This is a genomic window from Brachybacterium sp. AOP43-C2-M15, assembly GCF_052446295.1.
In the GTDB taxonomy this organism is placed as follows: Bacteria; Actinomycetota; Actinomycetes; order Actinomycetales; family Dermabacteraceae; genus Brachybacterium.
In genome coordinates, this window is the sequence record NZ_JBQSWB010000001.1 from 383,765 (window position 1) to 405,978 (window position 22,214).

16 protein-coding genes are annotated in these 22,214 nt (G+C 70.5%); 8 read left to right on the plus strand and 8 right to left on the minus strand.

Features of this window, described 5'->3' with window-relative positions; genetic code table 11:
* Window positions 1–155: 155 nt before the first annotated feature.
* From ACT3SP_RS01760 to ACT3SP_RS01785, 6 genes are all read left to right on the plus strand, one after another.
* A complete protein-coding gene (locus ACT3SP_RS01760; RefSeq protein ID WP_444585511.1) occupies window positions 156–2,642 on the plus strand; it encodes a DUF6049 family protein in 2,487 nt (828 codons plus the stop codon).
* Window positions 2,639–4,378 (plus strand): murein biosynthesis integral membrane protein MurJ, encoded by a 1,740-nt coding sequence (gene murJ / locus ACT3SP_RS01765; RefSeq protein WP_444585512.1) that lies wholly within the window; start codon window positions 2,639–2,641, stop codon window positions 4,376–4,378. The genes ACT3SP_RS01760 and murJ overlap by 4 nt, the downstream gene beginning before the upstream one ends.
* Before the next feature lie 55 nt (window positions 4,379–4,433).
* Complete coding sequence (locus tag ACT3SP_RS01770) at window positions 4,434–7,025, plus strand: hypothetical protein (RefSeq protein WP_444585513.1); 2,592 nt, start codon at window positions 4,434–4,436, stop codon at window positions 7,023–7,025.
* Window positions 7,022–7,588: a hypothetical protein gene (locus ACT3SP_RS01775; protein WP_444585514.1), complete on the plus strand. Its 567-nt coding sequence runs from the start codon at window positions 7,022–7,024 to the stop codon at window positions 7,586–7,588. Before ACT3SP_RS01770 ends, ACT3SP_RS01775 begins: the two co-directional genes overlap by 4 nt.
* 99 nt (window positions 7,589–7,687) lie before the next feature.
* Entirely contained in the window at window positions 7,688–8,755 is a 1,068-nt protein-coding gene (trxB, locus tag ACT3SP_RS01780) for a thioredoxin-disulfide reductase (protein WP_444585515.1), read from the plus strand.
* A 56-nt stretch (window positions 8,756–8,811) separates the two neighbouring features.
* Window positions 8,812–9,153: a hypothetical protein gene (locus ACT3SP_RS01785; RefSeq protein WP_444585516.1), complete on the plus strand. Its 342-nt coding sequence runs from the start codon at window positions 8,812–8,814 to the stop codon at window positions 9,151–9,153.
* Window positions 9,154–11,878: 2,725 nt separating this feature from the next.
* Here ACT3SP_RS01785 and ACT3SP_RS01790 read toward each other — a convergent pair.
* The 8 genes from ACT3SP_RS01790 to rpmH all read right to left on the minus strand — a co-directional run bounded on the left by ACT3SP_RS01790 (window position 11,879) and on the right by rpmH (window position 18,333).
* A complete protein-coding gene (locus tag ACT3SP_RS01790; protein ID WP_444585517.1) occupies window positions 11,879–13,750 on the minus strand; it encodes a ParB/RepB/Spo0J family partition protein in 1,872 nt (623 codons plus the stop codon).
* A gap of 85 nt (window positions 13,751–13,835) precedes the next feature.
* Window positions 13,836–14,765, minus strand: a complete 930-nt coding sequence (locus ACT3SP_RS01795) for a ParA family protein (protein WP_444585518.1) — start codon at window positions 14,763–14,765, stop codon at window positions 13,836–13,838.
* Complete coding sequence (gene rsmG / locus ACT3SP_RS01800; protein ID WP_444585519.1) at window positions 14,752–15,420, minus strand: 16S rRNA (guanine(527)-N(7))-methyltransferase RsmG; 669 nt, start codon at window positions 15,418–15,420, stop codon at window positions 14,752–14,754. The genes ACT3SP_RS01795 and rsmG overlap by 14 nt, the downstream gene beginning before the upstream one ends.
* An 8-nt stretch (window positions 15,421–15,428) precedes the next feature.
* Entirely contained in the window at window positions 15,429–16,238 is an 810-nt protein-coding gene (locus ACT3SP_RS01805; protein ID WP_444585520.1) for a R3H domain-containing nucleic acid-binding protein, read from the minus strand.
* 63 nt (window positions 16,239–16,301) lie between these two features.
* Window positions 16,302–17,405 (minus strand): membrane protein insertase YidC, encoded by a 1,104-nt coding sequence (gene yidC, locus ACT3SP_RS01810; RefSeq protein WP_444585521.1) that lies wholly within the window; start codon window positions 17,403–17,405, stop codon window positions 16,302–16,304.
* 85 nt (window positions 17,406–17,490) lie between these two features.
* Window positions 17,491–17,787 carry a membrane protein insertion efficiency factor YidD gene (gene yidD, locus ACT3SP_RS01815; protein ID WP_444585522.1) on the minus strand — a complete coding sequence of 99 codons (297 nt, stop codon included), beginning with the start codon at window positions 17,785–17,787 and terminating at the stop codon, window positions 17,491–17,493.
* Window positions 17,784–18,152 (minus strand): ribonuclease P protein component, encoded by a 369-nt coding sequence (rnpA, locus tag ACT3SP_RS01820; protein ID WP_444585523.1) that lies wholly within the window; start codon window positions 18,150–18,152, stop codon window positions 17,784–17,786. The genes yidD and rnpA overlap by 4 nt, the downstream gene beginning before the upstream one ends.
* Window positions 18,153–18,195: 43 nt before the next feature.
* A complete protein-coding gene (rpmH, locus tag ACT3SP_RS01825) occupies window positions 18,196–18,333 on the minus strand; it encodes a 50S ribosomal protein L34 (protein WP_444585524.1) in 138 nt (45 codons plus the stop codon).
* 439 nt (window positions 18,334–18,772) lie between these two features.
* On the opposite strand from rpmH, the gene dnaA reads away from it, so the two are divergent.
* On the plus strand, window positions 18,773–20,488 hold the full coding sequence (dnaA, locus tag ACT3SP_RS01830; RefSeq protein WP_444585525.1) for a chromosomal replication initiator protein DnaA: 1,716 nt from the start codon (window positions 18,773–18,775) through the stop codon (window positions 20,486–20,488).
* A 585-nt stretch (window positions 20,489–21,073) separates the two neighbouring features.
* Window positions 21,074–22,198 carry a DNA polymerase III subunit beta gene (gene dnaN / locus ACT3SP_RS01835; protein ID WP_444585526.1) on the plus strand — a complete coding sequence of 375 codons (1,125 nt, stop codon included), beginning with the start codon at window positions 21,074–21,076 and terminating at the stop codon, window positions 22,196–22,198.
* Window positions 22,199–22,214 lie beyond the last annotated feature (16 nt).

A 22,214-nucleotide genomic window follows, 5' to 3' on the forward strand; every position in this document is an offset into this window, starting at 1 on the left:
CGTCGACGGGGTCGGTCACGGGGGGTCCTGTCCTGGGGCGGGTCCGGGGCTGGGGGCGATGTGCTCGCGAGGAGGATCGCGATGCAGCAGATCGCGATGTAGAGGTCTCGTGCACCCTCAGCCCTTCTACGGTAGCGGCCGCTTACAGTGTCACCATGCCGTCGTCCCCGCCGTCCGTGCGCCCGGTGCTCGCGGCGCTGCTGACGGCACTGGTCATGGCCTCATCAGTGCTGGTGAGCGGTCCGGCGACCCTCGTTCCTGCCGCCCGTGCGGACGGCGGCGCCGTGCCCGCCGGAGCACCCGCCGCACCCCCGGAGACGCCCGACGACGCGCCGGTGAGCATGGATCTCGTCTCCCTGACGCCCACCTCGCTGGCCCCGGGCGGCACGCTCGAGGCGCAGCTCGAGGTGACGAACACCTCGTCCGAGCCGCTGTCGGCCCTCGCCCTCGAGCTGCGCACCCGCACCGCACGGGTCACGGACCGCTCGGTGCTGGCCGACTGGCAGTCGGACACCACCCCGACCTCCGCCGGCGCCGCCCTCGAGAGCTCGGAGGTGCAGGAGGAGCTGGCTCCCGGGGAGTCCGCCGTGCTCACCGTCCGGGTCGACGCGGAGGAGCTGGACTACTCCGAGGAGCCCTACTACTGGGGGACCCGTCGTCTCGCCCTCACGGTGGTCTCCGAGGAGGAGCCGCTGGCCACCCTCCGGACCTTCGTGGTGTGGCGCCCCGACGACGTCGACGAGACGATCACCCAGTCCGTGCTGCTGCCGCTCGCTGCGGACGACGCCTCGGCGGTCGCGACGGACCCCGAGGGGTTCGCCGAGTCCTCCGAGTCGGGTCGGCTCGCCGCGGTGCGCGAGCTCGCCCCGCGCGAGGACGTGGACTGGTGGCTGGATCCCGCGCTGCTCGACCCGCCGCTGATGCCCGTCCCGCTGCCCGACGGGGTGACGGAGCCCGACGAGGACGACGAGGACGCTCCGCAGCCGGTGCGCGAGTACGCGCCCGACGCGACCTCCGCCGAGCTCGCGGACCTGCTCGACGAGTCCGTCGGGGACCGCACGGTGCTCTCGATGCCCTACGCCCAGGCGGACACCGTCAGCCTGGACCGGGCGGAGGCGGAGGACCTCGCCGGCGTGGTCCGGGACCGCGGGAACCAGGCATGGTCGGACCTCGGCATCTCACCGCGCGGAGCGGCGCAGGAGATCGAGGGCCCCGCGGCCGAGGCCCCGGCCTTCGAGGACGTGCTGCGCTCCGGCGGCTCCACCGCGATCGTGCCCTCCAGCTCCCTGCGCCCGGACCCCGCCGCGGACGTCACCCCCAGCTCGGTGGGGGTGTACTCCTCGACGGAGTCCGAGGGGTCGCAGCTCGCGCTGCTCGCCCCGGATCCGGAGCTCTCTGCCGAGTTCTCCCTGCTCACCGGCGACTCCGACACCGAACAGACGCAGCAGCGGCTGCTCGCGGAGACCGCCACGATCGCCTCCGAGTACACGACCGCGCCCCGGCACATGCTGATCTCCCCGTCGCCCGAGACGGTGCTCGACCCGGAGGCGGCCGGCGCCGCCCTGGACGCGCTGGGAGAGGCACCCTGGATCGTCGACGGCCGCACCAGCGCCCTGCTGGACGCCGCCGATCATCAGCAGTGGACCTCCGATCCGCGCAGCGACGGCGAGGAGCTGTTCGCCCTGGGCAGGATCACCGCCGGGGACGTGCATCCGAGCGCGGGCGGGCAGGACGGGCGCTGGGAGCACCTCGACGAGGTCCGGCGCCCCGAGCTGCTCGCCCCCGAGTCGCTCTCCGCGCTCGAGGACTCCTGGCGGCAGGTGGACACGCTCTCGGCGGCCATGGAGGTCGACTCGCCGCTGGACGCGCCGCGGCTCGAGATCCTCACCGGGACCTCCTTGCGCTGGCGCGGCCTGCCGGAGGTCCCGGCCGGCCGAGCGCAGGAGACCGCCGATCTCACGGCCGAGCTGCGGAGCCGCATCCAGGTGGTGCCGGCCTCCGGGTACAACGTCATCTCCGACGCGGTGAGCGTCCCGATCACGATCAACAACGACCTCGACACCCCGATCCGCGTGCGGATCGCGGTCACCTCGGACAAGCCTCTGGTGCGGATCGGCGACCCGACGGTGGTGGAGGTGCCGGCCCGCGGACAGATCGACGCCTCGGTCGACGTGGAGGCCATCGCGAACGGGTCGGTCACGCTGACCACCGTGGTCTCCACCGAGGACGGCCGGTCCCTCACCGATCCGGTGGACGTGCCGCTGACCGTCAACCCGTCCTGGGAGAACTGGACCACCCTGGTGCTGGTGATCGCGATGGGCCTGCTGGTCGTCGTCGGCGTGGCCCGCGCCCGCCGCGTCGGCTCCAGCACCCGGGCCCCCGCGATCCACGGCCCCGAGGACCCCGAGGAGCTGGCCCGCACCGGACGCTCGACCCTCGACACCCGGGCGGCGGAGGGGGTGTGGGCCGAGCGCAGCGCCGCAGAGCCGGAGGCGGACCACGGGGCGGAGCCCTCGCCCGATCCCTCGCCCGATCCCTCGTCGGAGCCCTCACCGGATCCCGAGACCGAGACCGACCCGCCGTCCGACACCGCTGCGCCCGACACCACCGGACCCGACACCACTGAGGAGGAGCGCCGATGAGCACTGCCCGCCAGGTCCATCACGTCCCTCGTCACCGCCGCCAGGGGACCCCCTCCAGCCGTTCCGCACTGCTGCAGGCGAGCGTGCTCATGGCCAGCGGATCGCTGGTCTCGCGCCTGCTCGGCTTCGTGCGGACCTTCCTGGTCGGCGCGATCCTCGGCGGCTCGATGTCCGCCGCGGCCAACGCCTCCAGCGCCGCCAACCCCCTGCCCCACACGATCTGGCTGCTGGTGGGCGGCGGCACCCTGAACGCGATCCTGGTGCCCGCGATCGTCCGGGCCGTGAAGCGCCCGGACCGCGGCAGCGACTACATCTCCCGCCTGATGACCCTGGTGGCTGCCGCGACGCTCGTGATCACCGCGATCTGCCTGGCCGCGGTCCCGCTGCTGCTGACCCTGACCAGCGGCGTGCTGCCCCCGGTGACCTATGCGCTCGCGGTGCAGCTGGGCTATTGGATGATGCCGCAGATCTTCTTCTCGGCGCTGTACGTCATGTGCGGCCAGCTGCTCAACGCGCACGACTCCTTCGGGCCGTACCAGTGGGCGCCGGTGATCAACAACCTCGTCGGCATCCTCGGGGCCGCGATCTTCCTGGGCCTGTGGGGGACCGTCGGCGACCCCAACCTCTGGACCATGCCGATGATCGTCGCGATGGCCGTGATCAACGTGGGCGGCTCGGCCGCCCAGGTGCTGTTCCTGTTCTGGTACGTCAAGAAGCTGGACCTGCGCCTGCGGCCCAAGTGGGGGCTGCGCGGCCTGGGACTGGGCAAGCTCAGCCGGATCGGGCTGTGGACCCTGGCGATGCTCGGACTCGGGCAGCTCGGCATCTGGGCCTCCCGCTGGGCGACCGGTGGTGCGGTGCGGATGACCGAGAACTACCAGGGGCAGCCCGAGCTGGCCGCGCGCTATCCGGCGCTTCTGACCATGGAATGGGCGTACATGGCCTTCATGATCCCGCAGGGGATCATCGCGGTCACCCTGGTCACCGCGGCCTTCCCGGCCATCTCGCGGCATGCGGCGGACGGCGAGCACAGCAGCGCCCTCGCCCGCTATGCCGAGACCAACCGCCTGCTCGCGGTCCCGATGATGCTGTGCACCGCCGTGTTCGTCGCCCTGGCCGGTCCGATCATGTGGGTCATCGGCGGCGGCACCGACGAGGTCGGGGCCCGTGCCAACGGCACGGTGCTGGTCGCCTACATGCTGGGGCTGGTGCCCTTCGCGTCGCTGTACCTGATCAAGCGCGTGTTCTACGCCTACGAGGACGCCCGCACCCCCTTCCTCGCGCAGATCCCGATCACGGCGATCACGCTGATCTCGGTGCCGATCATCCTCACGGCGGTCGATCCGATGTACGCGGCCATGGCCGCCGCCGGAGCCACCAGCATCGGCAACCTGGTGGCCTGGCTGATGGGCATGTGGCAGCTGCGGCGCCATGCGGCCCGGCACGACGCGGTCCCGCCGAGCGCCGCCGCAGGGTTCGTGCTGTTCGCGAAGCTGGCGGCATCCGCCCTGGTCAGCTGGGGTGTCGGAACTGCGCTGGTGGCGCTGGCCGGAGACCTGTTCTGGACCCATCGCGCCTCCGCCGTGCTGCTCGGCGCCCTGGTGGGCGGGGTGATGGTCGTCGTGTTCACGGTGATCGCCTACCTGCTGCGGGTGCCCGAGATGCGGCAGCTGGTCGGCACCGGGCGACGGCTGCTGCACCGCGTCACCCGTCGCCGGACGGCGGTGACCTCGTAGCATGGGCGGAGCACGTGACGGGCGCACCGACGCCGAACGAGGAGAAGGACGGTCCGTGAACTCGAACCCAGAGCAGGATGCACTGCGCTCCCGGTGGACGCTGGAGGGACGGATCCCGCTGTCCGGCGTCGCCGACGGCGCGGAGTGGCGACGCGCCCGCTCGGTCACCACCGGGGAGCTCGTGGTCCTGTTCATCGTGCGGGGCGAGGCGGCGCTGGAGGCCGCCGACGCGGTCCGTCGCGCCTATCTCGTGGAGCACCCGCACCTGCTGCCCGTGCAGGAGATCGTCGTGCTCGACGACCCCCGGGAGACCGCCGAGGACACCGCCGATGCCGCGGGCTCGCGCGGCGCGACGACCGTGGTCGAGTACCCGATGCCGCCCGCACCCCCGCTCGCCGCCCTGCTCACCAAGGGACCGCTGCATCCGGAGACCGCACGCTCGATCATCGGCGAGGCCGCGAGAGGCCTCGAGGCGGCGCGGCGCCGCGGGGTGCGACACCAGTTCCTGGACTCCAACCGTCTCTTCGTCGACACCCGCTCCGGGTCGGTGTCGATCCTCGGCATCGGGGTGGAGGCCGCGGCCCATGCCGGACTGGACCGCTCCCGTGAGGCGGCCTCGTTCCAGGACACCGCCGCCCTGGTCGCGCTGCTCTACCGCGCGCTGACCGGACGCAGCCCCCAGCACGACGCCGCGGGGACCGTTCCGCGGCCCTCGTCGGTCGTGGACACCGAGATCCCGCAGGACCTCGATCTGCTGTGCGACCTGGTGCTCAACGAGTCCGGCGAGGACATCCCCGAGACCACCCGCGGGCTGATCGAAGCACTCGAGCCATGGCAGTCGATCCCGGTGACCCTCGAGGCCTACCCCCGGTCGTCATCGCGGTCCGACGAGGAGGCCGACGGCACCTCGGCGGCCGAGGAGCCGACGGCCGTCATCGAGCGCGCCGAGGCCGAGGAACCGTCCCTGAGTGCACCCACCGAGGAGGAGCGCGCTGCGGAGCCGGCGGCCGACGCGGCCTCGTCCGCGGGTGAGCCCGCCGAGCAGGACACGATCGCCGCCGCCCCGCCCGCGGCCGGGATCGGCACCGCAGGCGCCGCCGGAGCCGCCGGGCTCGTGGCCACGGCGGGCCAGGAGGAGTACGCCTACGGCACCGCGGGCGAGAAGGCCCTGGCAGAGGGCACCCGGAGCGAGGACGACGGCGACCTGAGCCCCCAGGACGAGGGCGCCCAGGACGCGGACGGCCAGGACGCAGACGGCCACGACGAGGCCCGGCGGCACGCTGCCGAGGCCGATGCCCGGGCCGCCGCCGAGGAGTCCCGCCGCGCCTCGCGCGAGGCGAAGGCGCTGGTCGACGACCTCCATCTCACCGAGAAGCGGACCAGCAGCGCCTTCCCGGGGCACCTGGAGATCACCGGGCCCGACACCGCTGCGCAGAGCTCCTCGTCGCCCTCCGCGGCAGCGGGCGGAGCAGCGGCGGGCGGAGCAGCGGCGGGCGGAGCAGCGGCGGGCGGAGCCCTCGCCGCGGGCGCAGCGGCGGATGCCGCCGGGGACGACGTCCCCGCACGCACGTCCGGCACCCACTGGCCGCTCAGCGCCGAGCCGGAGCAGGGCGATGCCGCGGCGCTCGCCCCCGCACGGTCCCCGCAGGGATCCGACGGCCGGGCCACGCAGCCACCGGAGGAGACCTCGGCGCGCTCGTCGGCCGCGACCCCGGACCATTCCGCGCACACGCCGTCCCATCCCGTCACCCACAGCGCGGACAGTCGGTCCTCCGAGCCCGTGGCCGTCACCGGGCGCACGGCGTCGCTCGCCCCCGCACAGGGCGACGGACCGATCGTGGTCCACGGCCGGGACCGCTCCGTGCTCGAGGAGACTCCCGAGGAGAGCACCGTGCCCGCCGGGCGCAGCTCCCTGCTCCGCGACGTGGTCGGCGTGGCCGTGGACACCGACGCCCCCGAGACCTTCACCATGGGCCCGCGCGACCAGGAACGGCGCTCGCTGCAGTCGCAGTGGATCATCATCGGCGGTGCGATCGTCGTGATGATCGCCCTGGTGATCGCCCTGACCTCGATCACCCGAGATCTGCGGGACATCGTCACGGACCCCCTGGCCACCTCGCAGCCGCCGACGTCGGCCGCCCCCACCGAGGAGGACACCGGCGAGGCTCCGGTCGAGCCCACCGCGGAGGCGACCGAGGAGGAGCTGCCTCCGCCCGAGATCGCCGAGGCGGAGCTGTTCGTGCAGGGCAGCGACAACGTGGACAACGCCGACCAGCTGGACCGCGTGACCGACGGCGATCCGGAGACCTACTGGTCCACCCAGCATTACGAGAACCCGCAGTACGGCGGGCTCAAGGACGGGGTGGGGATCACCCTGACCTTCGACGAGCCCACGATCCTCAAGACCGTCACGGTCAGCACTGCGCTGAACAACGGCGGACGGATCGAGCTGCGGGCCCTGAACGACGACGGGTCCCTCGGGGACGTGCTCGCCAGCGGCGAATCCGTGGCCGACGGCGAGCTGCGGCTGGACACTCCCGAGCCCCTCGAGACCGACAAGGTCGCGCTGTGGATCCCCGAGCTCCCGCCGGACAGCAGGGAGGACGGGCGGTTCCGCGCCCGCATCGCGGAGATCCAGGTCGAATGAGTGACCCGACGCCACGACGCTCCTCCTCCCGTCCGGAGGACGAGCGTCGTTCGCGCTTCGGGACGGTGCTGGGCATCCCCGTCCCGCTGGTCCTGGTCGCTCTGATCGCCTCGGCGCTGCTGGGGATCCAGCTGGCGGGGGCGCTCGAGCAGTCGACCTCCTCCGGCTCACGGGCCTCCGCCGCGTCGGTCGACTCCGCGAACGGCTCCGGGAAGAATTCGGCCGGCGTTCCCGTTGTCACGGAGGCGACGCTCGGCAACGAGGTGCAGCGGCTGATCGACACCGGGACGATCCAGCCGATGACGAGCTTCGACGCGGCCCAGTGCCTGCGGGAGCAAGGGATCCCGGATTCGATCCTGATCATGGAGGAGGTCGCGTGGGGCGGCGAGGAGACCTCGGGCTGGCTGCTGGTGCACGGGCCGATGGACCGCGAGACGCTGCGGGCCAACGGCGGTGTCGTCTCGGCCATCGTGGTGCAGCCCGCCTGCGGGACGGCCGACGAGGGCGCCGCTCGCGCGGAGAATCGGCTCTGGTCCGGGGACGTGATGATCGGCTCCCTGTGACCCCCGACGGCAGCTCGGCGGCCCGTCCCGAACTGCCCCATACTTGACGACGGTCCTCCCGCTGACCGCCCCGACCATTCCCACGGAAGGACATCCACCATGTCGCAGCCCATCCAGGCCCTCAACATCCTCGGCGGTCCCGCTCCCGCCGCGAAGAGCGCGCCCGCAGCGGTCGAGCAGTCCGCTCAGGACGACACCGTCCACGAGGTCGTCATCGTCGGTTCCGGTCCTGCCGGCTACACCGCCGCGGTGTACACCGCCCGCGCGGAGATGAAGCCGGTCGTCATCGCCGGGGCGCTCGACGCCGGAGGAGCCCTCATGACCACGACGGACGTCGAGAACTTCCCGGGGTTCCCCACAGGGATCCAGGGCCCCGAGCTGATGACCGCCATGCAGGAGCAGGCCGAGCGCTTCGGCGCCGAGGTCGTCTACGAGGACGCCGTGGACCTCTCCCTCGAGGGAGAGGTCAAGACCGTCACCCTCGACGACGGCACGGTCTACCGCGCCCGGACGCTCATCATCACCACCGGCTCCGCCTATCGCAAGCTCGGCATCGACGGTGAGGAGCAGCTCTCCGGCAAGGGCGTGAGCTGGTGCGCGACCTGCGACGGCTTCTTCTTCAAGGACCAGGAGATCGTGGTCGTCGGCGGTGGGGACAGCGCCGTGGAGGAGGCCACCTTCCTCACCCGCTTCGGCAAGTCGGTCACGCTCGTGCACCGTCGGGACGAGCTGCGGGCCTCGAAGATCATGGCTCGGCGCGCCGAGGCCGATCCGAAGCTCGGCTTCGCCTGGAACAGTGAGCTGGTGAGCATCAACGGCACCGACAAGGTGGAGTCCGTGACCCTCCGGGACACCGTCACCGGCCAGGAGCGGGTGCTGCCCACGTCGGCCGTCTTCGAGGCGATCGGGCACATCCCGCGCACGGACCTGGTGCGCGGGAAGCTCGAGCTGGATGACGAAGGGTACATCGTCTGCCGCGGTCGCTCGACCCACACCTCCGTCCCGGGCGTGTTCGCGGCGGGGGACGTCGTCGACCACACCTACCGTCAGGCCATCACCGCCGCCGGGACCGGCTGCCAGGCCGCGCTGGACGCCGAGCGCTGGCTCGCCGACACCGCTGCCGGGCTCGACGCCGAGGATGCCATGGCGGAGGCCGCAGCCCTGTGATCCCGAGGCCCTCCCGGAGAGCGGCGCACCAGGACGGCGCACGTGCGCTGGTCCTGGTGACCGCTCCGTGGGCGGGCCCGTCGCGCCCTGCACCGACCGTGCTCCGCGAGCTCTCGCGGCGCTGGGGCGATGCACGGCCGGCCGTGCTCGTCGAGGATCCCGCCGAGGAGACCCTCGACGCCTGGTCCATCGAGGTGCTGCCCACGTGGCTGCTGCTCGAGAGGGACGAGCGGTCCGGCAGCGATGCGGAGGCAGGGCCCCTCGGGTCCCGGACCGTGCGCGGCGCGACCCCTGCGGGTGAGCCGCTCGTGCTCGAGGGGCTCTGGCGCGAGGTGCGGCGACTCACCGGCGCTCATCCCAAGCACGTGATCGACGCCGAGTTCGGCCCCGGGCTCTGACGGCTCGCGACAGTCGCGTCCGACGGCCTCCGAGCAGCCCTGTCAAACCATCTGGGACGCTGCCGTCTGACGTGCCGGAACACTGTCGTGCACACAGTTGTCCACAGATGCGTCCACAGAGGTGTCCGCCTCTGTCCACATAGTTGTCCACAGTCGATTGTGGACGACGGATCCCGGGTCCGCTCCAGCCTCCATCCCACGATTCGCTCCTGACCTGCAGTGATGCCCAGTCGCCGCTGGTGGGACGGGGCATCGCCCCGCCTCGCGGCACTCCGCACGGGGCGGAGCACAGGAGCTCCGGCATGTCCTCTCCCCGGCTTTTCCACAACGTTACGCACACTGTGCAAACTGCTCTCGAGCGCCCGCGGTCGACCACGTGACACGTCCGTGAGGAGGGGAGCGTCTCCTGAGCGATGTCGACGTCGAACGCGACTCTCCCACGCGCCGGGGCTGCGCTCCTCGGGCATGGGCGGTGTCGGCCGGGCCGAGGATGAACCCTCCCGCCCCTTCCCTTCCAGGATTTCTGCCTCCTCTCACGGCCACCCGACGTTCCCCCGCAGTTCACGGAGGCTGATCGATACCCGCTGGCGGACGCAGCCGCAGCGGACCGGTTTCGCGTGAAACGTCGATCTGACAGGAAGTGCCCCGAGTCCTGCCGGGTGCGCAGGGCATGCCAGAGGGTCCGGAGTGTCCGCCTGACAGGAAGCGCCACCGGGTTAGCGCCGATGTTTCGCGTGAAACAGCACCGCCGAATGTCCGCTGCACCGATCGCTCGTGCCGCACGTCGTCCAGACTGTGTGCTCGTTCGGTCCGTCGATACAGCGACTCGGCGCACGTTGCACGTGAAACGCGCGGTCTCACAGCGGCCGCACTGTCCTGTTCCCGATGTCGGCGAGGGACAGGCACGCTGTCAGCGGATCTGCACGACGCCTTATGTACTCTGCGCACGGCAAACAACATCGACCTGCGCCATCCCGCACGCCTCTGCGCCTGGCAGCGTCATGATGGTTTGTCGTGAAACGTCATTCGACATACTGGCGTGCGCATCCGTCGTCGACGGTGCGACGGGCGCAGAGCAGCATCCGACACCGCTGCTCTCCGGCCCTCAGATGTCACGTTTCCCGTGGAACTCAGCGACGTCGTCCAGCTCGCCGACGACGCATCGGGATACCCGGCACGTGGCGGGACTGGATCCCGGGAGCGAGCACGTCCGGGACGGAGGCCCCCGACCGGTGCTCCACGCCCGGCGCGCCCGTGCTTCCGGAGGGTTTCCCGTGAAACCCGGAGGGGACCGCGCCGAGCGGAAGCCGTCGGAGGACGCTCGTGACGGGCACTCGACCGAGGGATCGGGGATGCGTCCTCGTGAGGACGCCGAACCGTCCCTCCGACCGGCGAATGGGGGATCGAGAGAGGCCGCGTCGTGTCGCGGGATTCACGTGAAACCATGATGCGGACCGAGCCGCGACGCGCCGCGACGCTCTCCCGCGCCCTCGTCCGCTGGCCGACTTGTCGTGGACGCAGAGCATTCTTGGGGTTTCACGCGAAACGTCGGTGCCTGCGGTGTGCCACGGCAGCCGATCGGCTCTCGCCCGCGCGCAGGAACTCCCCGGGTCACAGTAGCGCGGTCACCAGCGTTGGATGCTGGCACCTCGGGTTTCCCGTGGAACCTCTTCCGACACCACGGGAGGTTGCTCTCTGCCGCTCCCTCCGCGCACGCAGCCGAACGGGGCACAGCCGAACGCCGCACAGCCGAGCGGCGCGCAGACATCCGTCCGTGTTCCGGCCCTCACGGCGAGCTGACGAACTGCGGCCGCTGCGCACTCCGATCCTGCGATGCGCGTTCCCAGCCGACGTGCCCCGTTCAGTGAACCTCGGGTCCCGTGTCGCGGAATCGTTGAGCGGCGGCGCGATCGGCGTCCGGATGCGCCACGAGGCGCGATGCCGTGGTGTTCTTCGTGCACTGGATTCACGTGAAACGCCGAGACTGTGCGCGTCACGCCAAGAACTCGCTGAGACGTCGTACAGCAGAACTGTCCTCTACCGCCATCCACGGCGCCTCGGCGATGTTTCACGGAGAACACGGGCGAGGGAGGCACCCCCAGCTGGCCGTGCTGTCACGCGGGCCCTCTGCCACGGCGATCTGGCCGCCGCCCCGGGCAGCTGGGTCGGGGCGACAGACACGGGCGAGCTGGCGTTCCACGTGGAACCGGCCCGTGCCGGGCGCGCACGTATGCGTCATCCGACCGTCAAGCTCCCGAGCAGTGAGTCCAGCGCGTTCTCGCATCCCGACAGATCGGGATGCGACGACAGTCCTCTGCCCGATGGGCGGAGGGGAGCGCCACCTCGCCTCTCATGTTTCCTGTGAAACGCCGCCGTCGGAGAGAGCGCCCTCAGAAGGTGGGCGCTCGACGGACGCCGAGGCGAGGGGCACGGCCATCGGAACACAGTCTGAGCGGCGACGAATCGTCGGCACAGGACGGTCAGAGGCAGGGTGTCCACAGAGTTGTGCACAACGGTGGACAGACGCACATCAGGGGCCCTACCAGGCGCAATGGTCCGCACGTCCCCCGCGAGGCACGCCAGATCTCAGCGGCGACACCGATTCTGACGAACTGCATGCTTATGTCATGACGAGGTCCGTCGAGCGGCGACTCCTCCCGTCGCGGCGCACAGAAACGGGGCCCGCCGCTCTGGCAGGCCCCGTCGTCCCCGCGGGTGTTGAGGTTCAGCCTTCGGAGGAGGAGTCCATCGACGAGAGCGGAAGATCGAGTCCCATGTTCTCCACCAGCCGCTCGAGGTCCTCCAGATTCGTGAACTCGAGAGTCACGCGGCCCTTCCGCTTGCCCACGTCGATGCGGACAGGGGCTTCCAGTCGATTCGAGAGACGACTCGTCAGGTCCACGACGTGCGGGTCGTAGGTGCTGCGACGCACGGTACGGGCCGGCTGCTGTTCACCGCCGCGGGCGACGAGGCGTTCCACCGCGCGCACCGAGAGTCCCTCCTGGACGATGCGCTGGGCCAGCTCCTCCATCAGCGTCGGGTCGTCGAGAGAGAGAAGGGCACGGGCATGACCGGCGCTGATCGCGCCGCTCGCGAGGCGCCGCTGCACCAGTGCCGGCAGACGCAGCAGGCGCAGGGTGTTGGTGATCTGCGGACGCGAACGGCCGATCCGATCCCCGAGCTCGTCCTGGGTGCACCCGAAGTCCTCGAGGAGCTGCTGGTAGGCGTTCGCCTCTTCCAGCGGGTTCAGCTGAGTGCGGTGCAGGTTCTCGAGCAGGGCGTCGCGCAGCAGGTCGTCGTCGCTGGTCTCACGAATGATCGCGGGGATCGAGAGGAGACCGGCGCGGCGGGCGGCGCGCCAGCGCCGCTCACCCATGACCAGCTCGAAGGACTCCCCGTCCTCGGTGACCGGGATCGGGCGGACCACGACGGGCTGCAGGACACCGACCTCGCGCAGCGAGTACGCGAGCTCATCGAGCTCGTCCTCGTCGAACATCGTGCGGGGGTTGCGCGGATTCTCCCGAACCTCATGGATCGGGATCTCGGCGAACTCCGCGCCCGGGACGCTGACCAGACCCTGGGACTGCGCGGACGGCACCGGGGTCGAGGGATCCTCAGCCTGCGCCGCGCCGGGATCCTCCGGCGCCGACGCCGCGGGTGCCGTCGCGGAGGCGGACCGACCGGTCGGGCTCTCCTCGGCAGGTGCCTGGACGGGAGCCAGGTCCGCAGGAGCCTCGTCCGCGGAGGTCTTCTCGTCCACCGGAGCATCGCTCGGGGCGACGGCGTCCGCAGGGGCCGCGGAGGATCCTTCGGAGGGCCGCTCGGAGCTCTCCTCCGCCCGCGGCGGCGCCGACCGCGTCGCCGTCGGCGTGACGGCTTCGACATCGACCACCGGGCTCTGCTCTCCCGCGGTCGAGGTGCGGGTCGGTGCCGCGGGCCGCGAGTCCGCGGAGGTCGTGTTCGCTTCGCTGTCCGTCGCCCCGTCGGAAGCGGTGCTCTTCGCGGCGGTCGCCTTCGCCGCGGTCGACTTCGCGGCGGTGGACTTCGCGGCAGTGCTCTTGGTGGACGTGCTCTTCGCGGCGGCGCTCTTCGCGGTGGACCCCTTCGTCGTCGAGCCCTTCCTCGTCGAGCTCTTCCTGGGCGTGCTCTCGGCAGCGCCTGCCGATCCCGTACCCGTCGACTCCTCACCCTTCGCCGGAGCACTCTTCGTGGGCGTGCTCTTCGAAGGCGTGCTCTTCGTCGCCGAGCTCGTCGTCGTGCTGCCGGCGGTCTTCCGTCCTGTGCTCTTGGTGGACGTCCCGCTCGCGCTCCCACCGTTCTTCGCGGACGAGGAGGACTTCCCACGCCCCCGGCGCTCGGCGGCGGCCCGCGCCATGCCGACGGCGAGGTCCCGGGCATCGGCGCGTTCACGCTGCGTCTCCTCCTCGCGGGAGGCCGTCTCCCCGGAGAAGAACATGTCGACCGGACGGGAGCTGTCGGATCGTCCCTCGGAAGGGGGCCGGGTCCGCGTACGAAGCTCCTGCTCAGGCGCAGGGGTCGATCCGGCGCCCGGGATCAGGGCACCGAGTCCTCGACCGAGTCCTCGCTTCTGCGTCATGGCCGTTGTCCTTCCGAGAATTGTCATCGCCGTCAAGGGGTCCTCGCACCGGGCGCACCATCGCCGCACGGTCCGAGGAGAGGAGTCAAGGAGCGGGGCGGGTGTTGAGTTCGAAGGCAGCTGCCCGATAGGCCAGCGCACCGCTCGAACTCGGATCATAGGTCAGCACCGTCTGCCCGTAGCTCGGTGCCTCCGAGATCCGCACCGAGCGCGGGATCGTGGTCTCCAGTGTCTGCTCCGGGAAGTGGTCCCGGACGTCCTGCGCGACCTGGGCCGCGAGGCGGGTGCGGGCGTCGTACATCGTGAGCATGATCGTGGAGACCACCAGATCGGGGTTCAGATGCTGCCGGATCAGGTCGATGTTGTTCAGCAGCAGCGAGAGCCCCTCGAGCGCGTAGTACTCGGCCTGGATCGGGATCAGCACCTCACGGGCCGCGACCAGCGCGTTCACGGTCAGCAGGCCCAGCGAGGGCGGGCAGTCCACGAGCACGTAGTCCAGCCGGTCCATCCCCTGCTGGTCACGCAGCTCGAGGTGGTCGCGGATCGCGTTGCGCAGCCGGTTCTCGCGCGCCACCAGGGAGACCAGCTCGATCTCCGCACCGGAGAGGTTGATCGTGGCCGGCGCGCACTGCAGCCGCTCCATGTCGGGGACGTCCTGCACCACCTCGGACAGCGGTGCGGATTCCACGAGCACCTCGTACATGCTCGGAACCTCGGCATGGTGCTCGATGTTCAGCGCGGTCGAGGTGTTCCCCTGCGGGTCGGCGTCGATCACCAGGACGTTCAGACCGCCCATCGACAGGGCCGCCGCGAGGTTCACGGTGGTGGAGGTCTTCCCCACGCCACCCTTCTGGTTGGCGACCGTGATGACGCGGGTGTCGCCGGGACGGGAGAAGTCCACGCTCTCGAGCTTCTTCCGACGGGCATGATCCCGGGTGAGCTCGCGCATCAGCGGGGTGTCCTCCATGGCGCCCTGCCCCGAGGAGGAGCCATCGCGCTGTTCAGCCACGTGCATCTCCCTTCCTGGTCGCCGTCGCCCGGCGACGCACTTGGACCACTGTAGTGGGAACCTCGACCTCGCCCATCCCGTAGCGGGAGATGGTGGGCTCCGTCCCCCCGAGCCTGGTGAGCACCTTCTGCGCGGAGTCGAGCTCGTCGGCCGCGGAGGAGCCCTTCATGGCCAGCAGCACACCGTCCTCGGCGACCAGCGGCAGCGTCCAGCGAGCCAGCTTGTCGAGGGCGGCGACCGCGCGGGCGGTCACGACCTCGAAGCTGCGCCGCCCGTGGAGATCCTCCGCGCGGGCCCGCACCACCTCGAGTCCGAGGCCGAGCTCGGCGTCGACCTCCTCGAGCCAGGTCGCGCGGCGCTGCATGGTCTCGATCAGGGTGACCTGCAGCTCGGGCCGAGCGATCGCGATCACCACGCCCGGCAGTCCGGCTCCGGAGCCCACGTCCGCCAGGGTCGCGGCCGACGGGTCGATCGCGTCGACCATCAGCGCGCAGTTGAGCAGGTGCCGCTCCCACAGCCGGTCGACCTCGCGGGGCCCGATGAGTCCTCGCTCGGGTCCCTGCTCGGCGAGCAGGACGGCGAAGCGCTCGGCCAGTTCGAGACGCTCGGCGGGGAACAGACGCTCGGCCGTGGTCCGCAGGGACGGAGGCAGTGGATGCACGAGTCGCCTCAGGACGCCGGGTAGATCACGACATGGCGGTTCTTGCCGTCGCCGTCGGACTCCGAGCGCAGACCCTCCTGCTTGGCGACGTCGTGGACGACCTTGCGCTCGAAGGGGTTCATGGGCCGCATGGGCACCGGGGCACCGGACTCCTTGGCCTCGGCGATCGCGGTCGCCGCGAGCTGTTCGAGGCTGGTCTTGTGCTCCGCCCGGAATCCGCCGATGTCCAGCATCAGGCGGGAGCGGTTGCCGGTGCGGGTCTGCACGGCGAGGCGCGAGAGCTCCTGCAGTGCGTCCAGCAGGTCCCCCTTGGGGCGGTTGAGCCCGGCGAGCCTGTCCGCCCCGCGGATCTCGACCGACGCCCGGTCACCGTCCACGTCGATGTCGATGTCACCATCGAGATCGGCGATGTCCAGCAGCTCCTCGAGATAGTCGGCGGCGATGTCGCCCTCCTCCTCGAGTCGGCGCACGCGCTCCTCGGTGCTCTCCTCGTCCTCGTCGGAGTCCGACGCCCCGGACTCCGACGCCTCGGACTCCGTGGCCTCGGAATCCGCGCCCCCGACCGTGTGCGCCGTCGCCTCCGGAGCCGGGGCGTCGGGGGTCACGGACTCAGCAGCCTCGGTGGACTCTGCCGTCTCGGCGGACTCGGCCGGCTCGCTGCTCTCGACGGACTCGGTCGTCGCCGGGGCCGGGCTCTCCGGGGCCGGGCTCGACGACTCCTCCGTCGACTGCTCGGCGAGGCGCTGCCGCTCCTCGGGCCGCTGCTCCGCGGACTCGTCGGACGCAGCGAGATCAGGCGTGGTCTCGTTCAGGTTCATTCGTGGTCCTCCGGGAAGGGGTGGGGATGCGCCCCGGGAGCGACCGTGCTCCCGGGAACGAGGTCACTTCTTGCGCTTCTTCTTCTTCGCGCCCTTGTTCAGGGGCGAGGCGGACGGCGGCGGCGCCGGGGTCTCACCGGACTCCTCCTGGGCCTTGCGGCGCTCCTCCGCGGCCTTGGCGCGCAGTTCGCGGGCACGCTCGAGCTTCTCCTCGTCGGAGAGCTTCTTGCCGCCCTTGCTCTTGGAAGGCTGCACCCGGATCGGAGCCTCGGGCTCGGGCTCCTCGGAGACCTTCTTCGGCGGGGTGAAGTCCAACGGCTCGAGGCCCTTCTTCTCCCGCTTGGCATTGATGCGCGCGTGGCGCTCCTTCTCCGCGTCCGATCCCGGCGTCGGCGTGGCGCGGATGACGATGTACTGCTGGACGAAGGTCCACACGTTGGTGGTCAGCCAGTAGACGAGCACACCGATCGGCATGGCCGGTCCCGTGATCACGTAGATGAACGGGAGCATGTACAGCATCATCTTCTGGGTGCTGGCCATGGGGCCCTCGAGAGCTGCCTTGGGCATGTTCTTCATGGTCAGCTCCTTCTGGGTGAAGAAGGTGACCGCACACATGGCAGCGATGATGAGACCCGCGACGATCTTGGCGGTGATCCCGCCGTCGCCGGAGTTCAGGAAGCTGCTGGCGATGGTGACGTCGCCGAAGAAGGTGGAGTTGCTCGCGCTGCGGGCGAGCTCCGTGGTCAGGGGTCCGAACGCCTCACCCTCGGCCGCTCCCGGCAGCTTTCTGAACAGCACCTGGAACAGACCGAAGAAGATCGGCATCTGCAGCAGCACCGGCAGGCACGAGGAGAACGGGCTCGCACCGGCGTCCTTGTAGAGCGCCATGGTCTCCGCCGCCATCTTCTGGCGGGACTCCTGGTCGGTCTTGCCCTTGTACTTCTTCTGGACGGCCTGGAGCTCGGGAGAGACCATCTGCATCGCCCGGGAGGCGCGGATCTGCCGCACGAACAGCGGGATGATCAGGGTTCGCACCACGACCGTGAGGCCCACGATCGAGAGCACCCAGGTGATGCCGGCGTCCGGATCCATGAACACGGACAGCAGCGCATGGAACTGCACCATGAGCCATGCGACGGCCCACTCGATGGGATACAGGGGGTTCATCGGCCTGATCTTCCTGCCGCACGGATGCGCATGCCGTTCATGCGAGGTGTCGGCTGTGGTCGGGAGTCTTGGACAAGGGTAGGCCCTAGCGAGCCGGGTGCCGCAGTCGGCGTGGATTCCTCCACATGCCGGGGGCGGGGACCGGGTCCAGGCCCCCGCGCGTGAACGGATTGCAGCGCAGGATCCGCCCGGCGGTCAGCAGTGTCCCCTTCACGGCGCCGTGCACCCGCAGGGCATCCATGCCGTACTGGGAGCACACGGGGTCGTAGCGGCAGGCGGGTGGGGTGTAGGGCGAGATCCCCACCTGGTAGCCGCGCACCGGGAGCATGAGCAGTCGTCGTGGCAGCCGCAGCAGCGCGGCCGACCGACCGCTCGCGCTCATCGCGCTCCCTCCCGGCGCCGGGCCAGCTTCCGCTCGGCGGAGGCGAGGGCGGAGCCGACGTCGTCCTGCAGCGCCGCGAACGGCTGGTCCTGGATCCCGGGCAGCGCCCGCAGCACGATCGCGGACCCCGGCGGCAGGGTCGCGAGGTGCGGACGGACGATCTCGCGCAGGCGCCGGGTGACGCGGTTGCGCACCACCGCATTGCCGATCCTCTTGGACACGACGAATCCCACGCGGGGTGCCTCGTCCCCCTGCCCCAGCAGGGAGAGGTGCACGACCACGTGGGATCGGGCGCTGCGTACGCCGCCGCGGGTGACGGCGCGGAACTCGTCACCGGAATGGAGCCGGTGACGGGACCAGCTCACGGCACCACCGGGACCAGGACGCGGACCGTCTCGAGGACCCGCCTCAGGCGGAGAGCTCGGAGCGGCCCTTGGCGCGGCGGGCGTTCAGGATGGCGCGGCCGGCGCGGGTGCGCATGCGGGCGCGGAAGCCGTGCTTGCGGGCGCGACGGCGGTTGTTCGGCTGGAACGTGCGCTTGCTCATGGTTCTCCTCGATCGTGGGCACGGGCATGCCCCTCGCGGTGGTCTGTGGTCTGCTGCACGAACGGGAAGTCCGGGCGCACCCGCCGAGGCGGGGCGGCTGCCGAGGTCCGATCCGATGCCGGAAGGGGTCCGCAGTGGATCCGGGAACCGTATCGGGACGGCGCGCAGCGCTGACTGCACGATGTTAGGCGCGGCGTCCAGCGGGGTCAACGGCACAGGCCCCCAGTCGGCGAGGTGTGGCCGGATTCTCACTTCGCGCGGGTGCCGTCCGGCGTTTCGCGGTGGACAGGGCCGTCGTTGGGCCGCGCAGGGACCGACGGTGCGAGGAGGACGGGTGGGGAGGCGCACCTCACCGCCGGTTGTCCACATTCCTGATCCACAAGAGGGAAGCTATTGTGGAAAACTGTCCCGACCGCCGCACGACCTGTAGGGAGACCCGATGAACGAGGCGAACGCCGACGCGATCTGGGAGCGCACGCTCGAGACCCTGCGCCGCGACGACACCGTGTCGCAGCGTGTCATCGCCCTGCTCACCCTCTCCCGTCTCATGGCCGTGGTCGGAGACACCGCCCTGGTCGCAGCGCCGTCGACCTCGGCGAAGGAGCTGTTCGAGCACAGGATCGCGGGATCGCTCAAGGCCGCTCTCAGCGAGGCGACCGAGCGCGACACCCGCTTCGCGGTGACGGTGGACGAGTCCCTCCTGCTCGAGGAGGACACCGACGATCCGGGGGCTCCGGCTCCTCTGACCTCCGGGTCCACCTCCACGGATGCACATCCTGTGGACAGCGCTGTGGACAACGTCGACCACGCTGTCCACAGCGGCGAGGGCAACACCGCCCCGTTCCGTCGGGACGAGGGGTCGGTCCTCCCCTCGAGCGCGCAGCCCGGCCGTCCCGCCCTTCCCAGCAGCGGATCCGCCGGCTCGGCCGCCCTCGCCTCCGGCGCCGAGCGCTTCGCCACCCACCGCGACTACCGCGGCCGTGCCGCCGACGATCCCAGCGCCTACGCGGGCCTCTCGGCGCTGACCGGGTCCTCGGCGCCGTCCCCGGGGCCCGCTCCCCGTCGTCCGTCACCCTCCGGAGGGTCGACCCTCGGCGAGGATTCCCGCCTGAACAGCAAGTACACCTTCGAGACCTTCGTGATCGGCTCCTCCAACCGGTTCGCACAGGCCGCCGCCTCGGCCGTCGCGGAGACTCCCGCGAAGGCGTACAACCCGCTGTTCATCTACGGCGGCTCGGGCCTGGGCAAGACGCACCTCCTGCACGCCGTGGGCCACTACGCCCAGAGCCTCTACCCGGACGTGGTGGTGCGATACGTGAACTCCGAGGAGTTCACCAACGACTTCATCAACTCGGTGCAGTCCGGTCAGTTCGGCAAGGCCCAGGAGTTCCAGCGCCGCTACCGGGACATCGACATCCTGCTGATCGACGACATCCAGTTCCTGCAGCGAGCGCCCGAGACGATGGAGGCGTTCTTCCACACCTTCAACACGCTCTACAACACGGACAAGCAGATCGTCATCACCTCGGACCTGCCCCCGAAGGAGCTCGGCGGGTTCGAGGACCGCATGCGCTCGCGCTTCGAGATGGGGCTGATGACGGACGTGCAGCCGCCGGACCTCGAGACCCGCATCGCGATCCTGCGCAAGAAGGTGGCGCAGGAGAACACCGGTGAGGTGCCCCATGAGGTGCTCGAGTACATCGCCTCGCACATCGCCACGAACATCCGGGAGCTCGAGGGAGCGCTGATCAGGGTGCAGGCCCTGCATTCGCTGTCACGGCAGCCGATGGACGTCACCCTCGCCGAGAGCGTCCTGAAGGATCTCCTCTCCCATGACGACGGGGCACAGATCACCGCCTCGACGATCATCGCCCAGACCGCGACCTACTTCGGCCTGTCGGTCGAGGAGATCGTGGGCACCGGGCGGTCGCGCCGGCTGGTCTCCGCTCGACAGATCGGCATGTACCTATGCCGTGAGCTCACGGACATGCCTCTGATCAGGATCGGCGAGGAGTTCGGCGGTCGCGATCACACCACCGTGATGCACGCCAACAAGAAGATCAGCGAGCTGATGAAGGAGCGTCGTGCGATCTTCAACCAGGTCACGGAGCTCACAGCGCGGATCAAGAGCTCGAGCTCGGCGACCCGTCAGTGACGCTCGCGGCGTCGACGGGCCGCCAGAAGAACACAGCAGGTCACCACGTGGTTCTCCCCAATTGTGGATAACTCTGTGGACAGTGTGGAGCAACGGGCATCTGCGCAGGAGTCGATGTGCACGGACGAATGACAGGAAATCGCCGGGACGGACGGTCCGTGCACAGTCGATGCACGGACCGATGACACTCGTCAACGATCTGTGCACGCCGTGATCGTCCTTGATGACCTGCACAGATGCGAGTTGTCCACGAGATCCACAGTCGTGATGAAGAGGACTGTCAGTAGTTGCTCGAGGGGGATGTGGACGGGTGGGCTGCCGGGGAGCGATCGCGGATCGTGGGATTCGGGTGCTCGGGAACCACAGGAAGCCTCGACGAGATGGGGGCGTGTCGCGAGGACCGGCGGCGGTGCGGCGATGGACGGCGAGGTCGTGCGCGGCACCGGGCCGACGGGGAAGTCAAGGATCTTCGTCGGTGTGTCGTCGGGAGTCCTCGGGACCCGATACGCTGTGCACCGTTCGACCGCGTCGCCTGACGCGGTCGGGAATGACTTGTGACTCGACCACTGCGAAGGAGTGGCAACGGTGAAGTTCCACCTCGATCGCGGCGTCCTGGGCGACGCCGTCTCCTGGGCCACCCGAACCCTCCCCGTCCGACCGGCGATGCCGATCCTGCAGGGCGTGCGGATCGTCGCCGACGCGAGCGGCGAGCTGCAGCTCTCGACCTTCGACTACGAGGTCAGCGCTCAGATCCGGCTCGAGGCCGAGGTCGAGCAGCCCGGCGAGGTGCTGGTCCAGGGGCGGATGCTCTCGGACATCGTGCGCGCCCTGCCGAACAAGGACGTCTCGATCGCGCTCGAGGGCACCAAGCTCCAGGTCCGCTGCGGCAGCGCGCGGTTCGCCCTGGCCACCCTCCCCGTCGAGGAGTACCCGCAGCTGCCGAGCATGCCCCCGGTGGCCGGCTCCGTCGCCGCGGACGTCTTCGCCGAGGCGATCTCGCAGGTCACCGTCGCCGCGTCCAAGGACGACACCCTGCCGTTGCTGACCGGGGTGAAGGTCGAGATCACCGGCGAGACCATGACGCTCATGGCCACCGACCGCTACCGCCTGGCGCTGCGGGAGCTGACCTGGAACCCCAGCACTCCCGGGACCGAGCTCACCGCTCTGGTGAGGGGCCGCACCCTGCACGAGGTGGCCCGCTCGCTGTCCACCGGCGGCGGCGTCGAGATCGCCCTGTCCGACGACGCCTCGGCGACCCTGATCGGTTTCGAGGCGGGCGGCCGCCGCACCACCTCGACCCTGGTCGACGGCGACTACCCGCCGGTGCGCCGACTGTTCCCCGACAGCTCCGCGATCACCGCGGTGGTCGCCACCGGCGCCCTCGTCGACGCGGTCAAGCGCGTCTCGCTGGTCGCCGAGCGCAACACCCCCGTGCGGCTGTCCTTCACCGCGGGGCAGGTCGCGCTCGAGGCCGGCGCCGGGGACGACGCGCAGGCCAGTGAGGTCCTCGAGGCGCATCTCGAGGGCGAGGACCTGGTGGTCGGCTTCAACTCCGGGTTCCTGCTCGACGGTCTGAACGCGATGGGCAGCGAGTTCGTGCGGCTGACCTTCACCGACTCGATCAAGCCGTCGGTGATGACCGGTCAGGACTCCCTCGAGGGCGATCCCGACAGCTCGTACAAGTACCTCATCATGCCGATGCGGATCTGAGGGAGGGAGAGCTCCC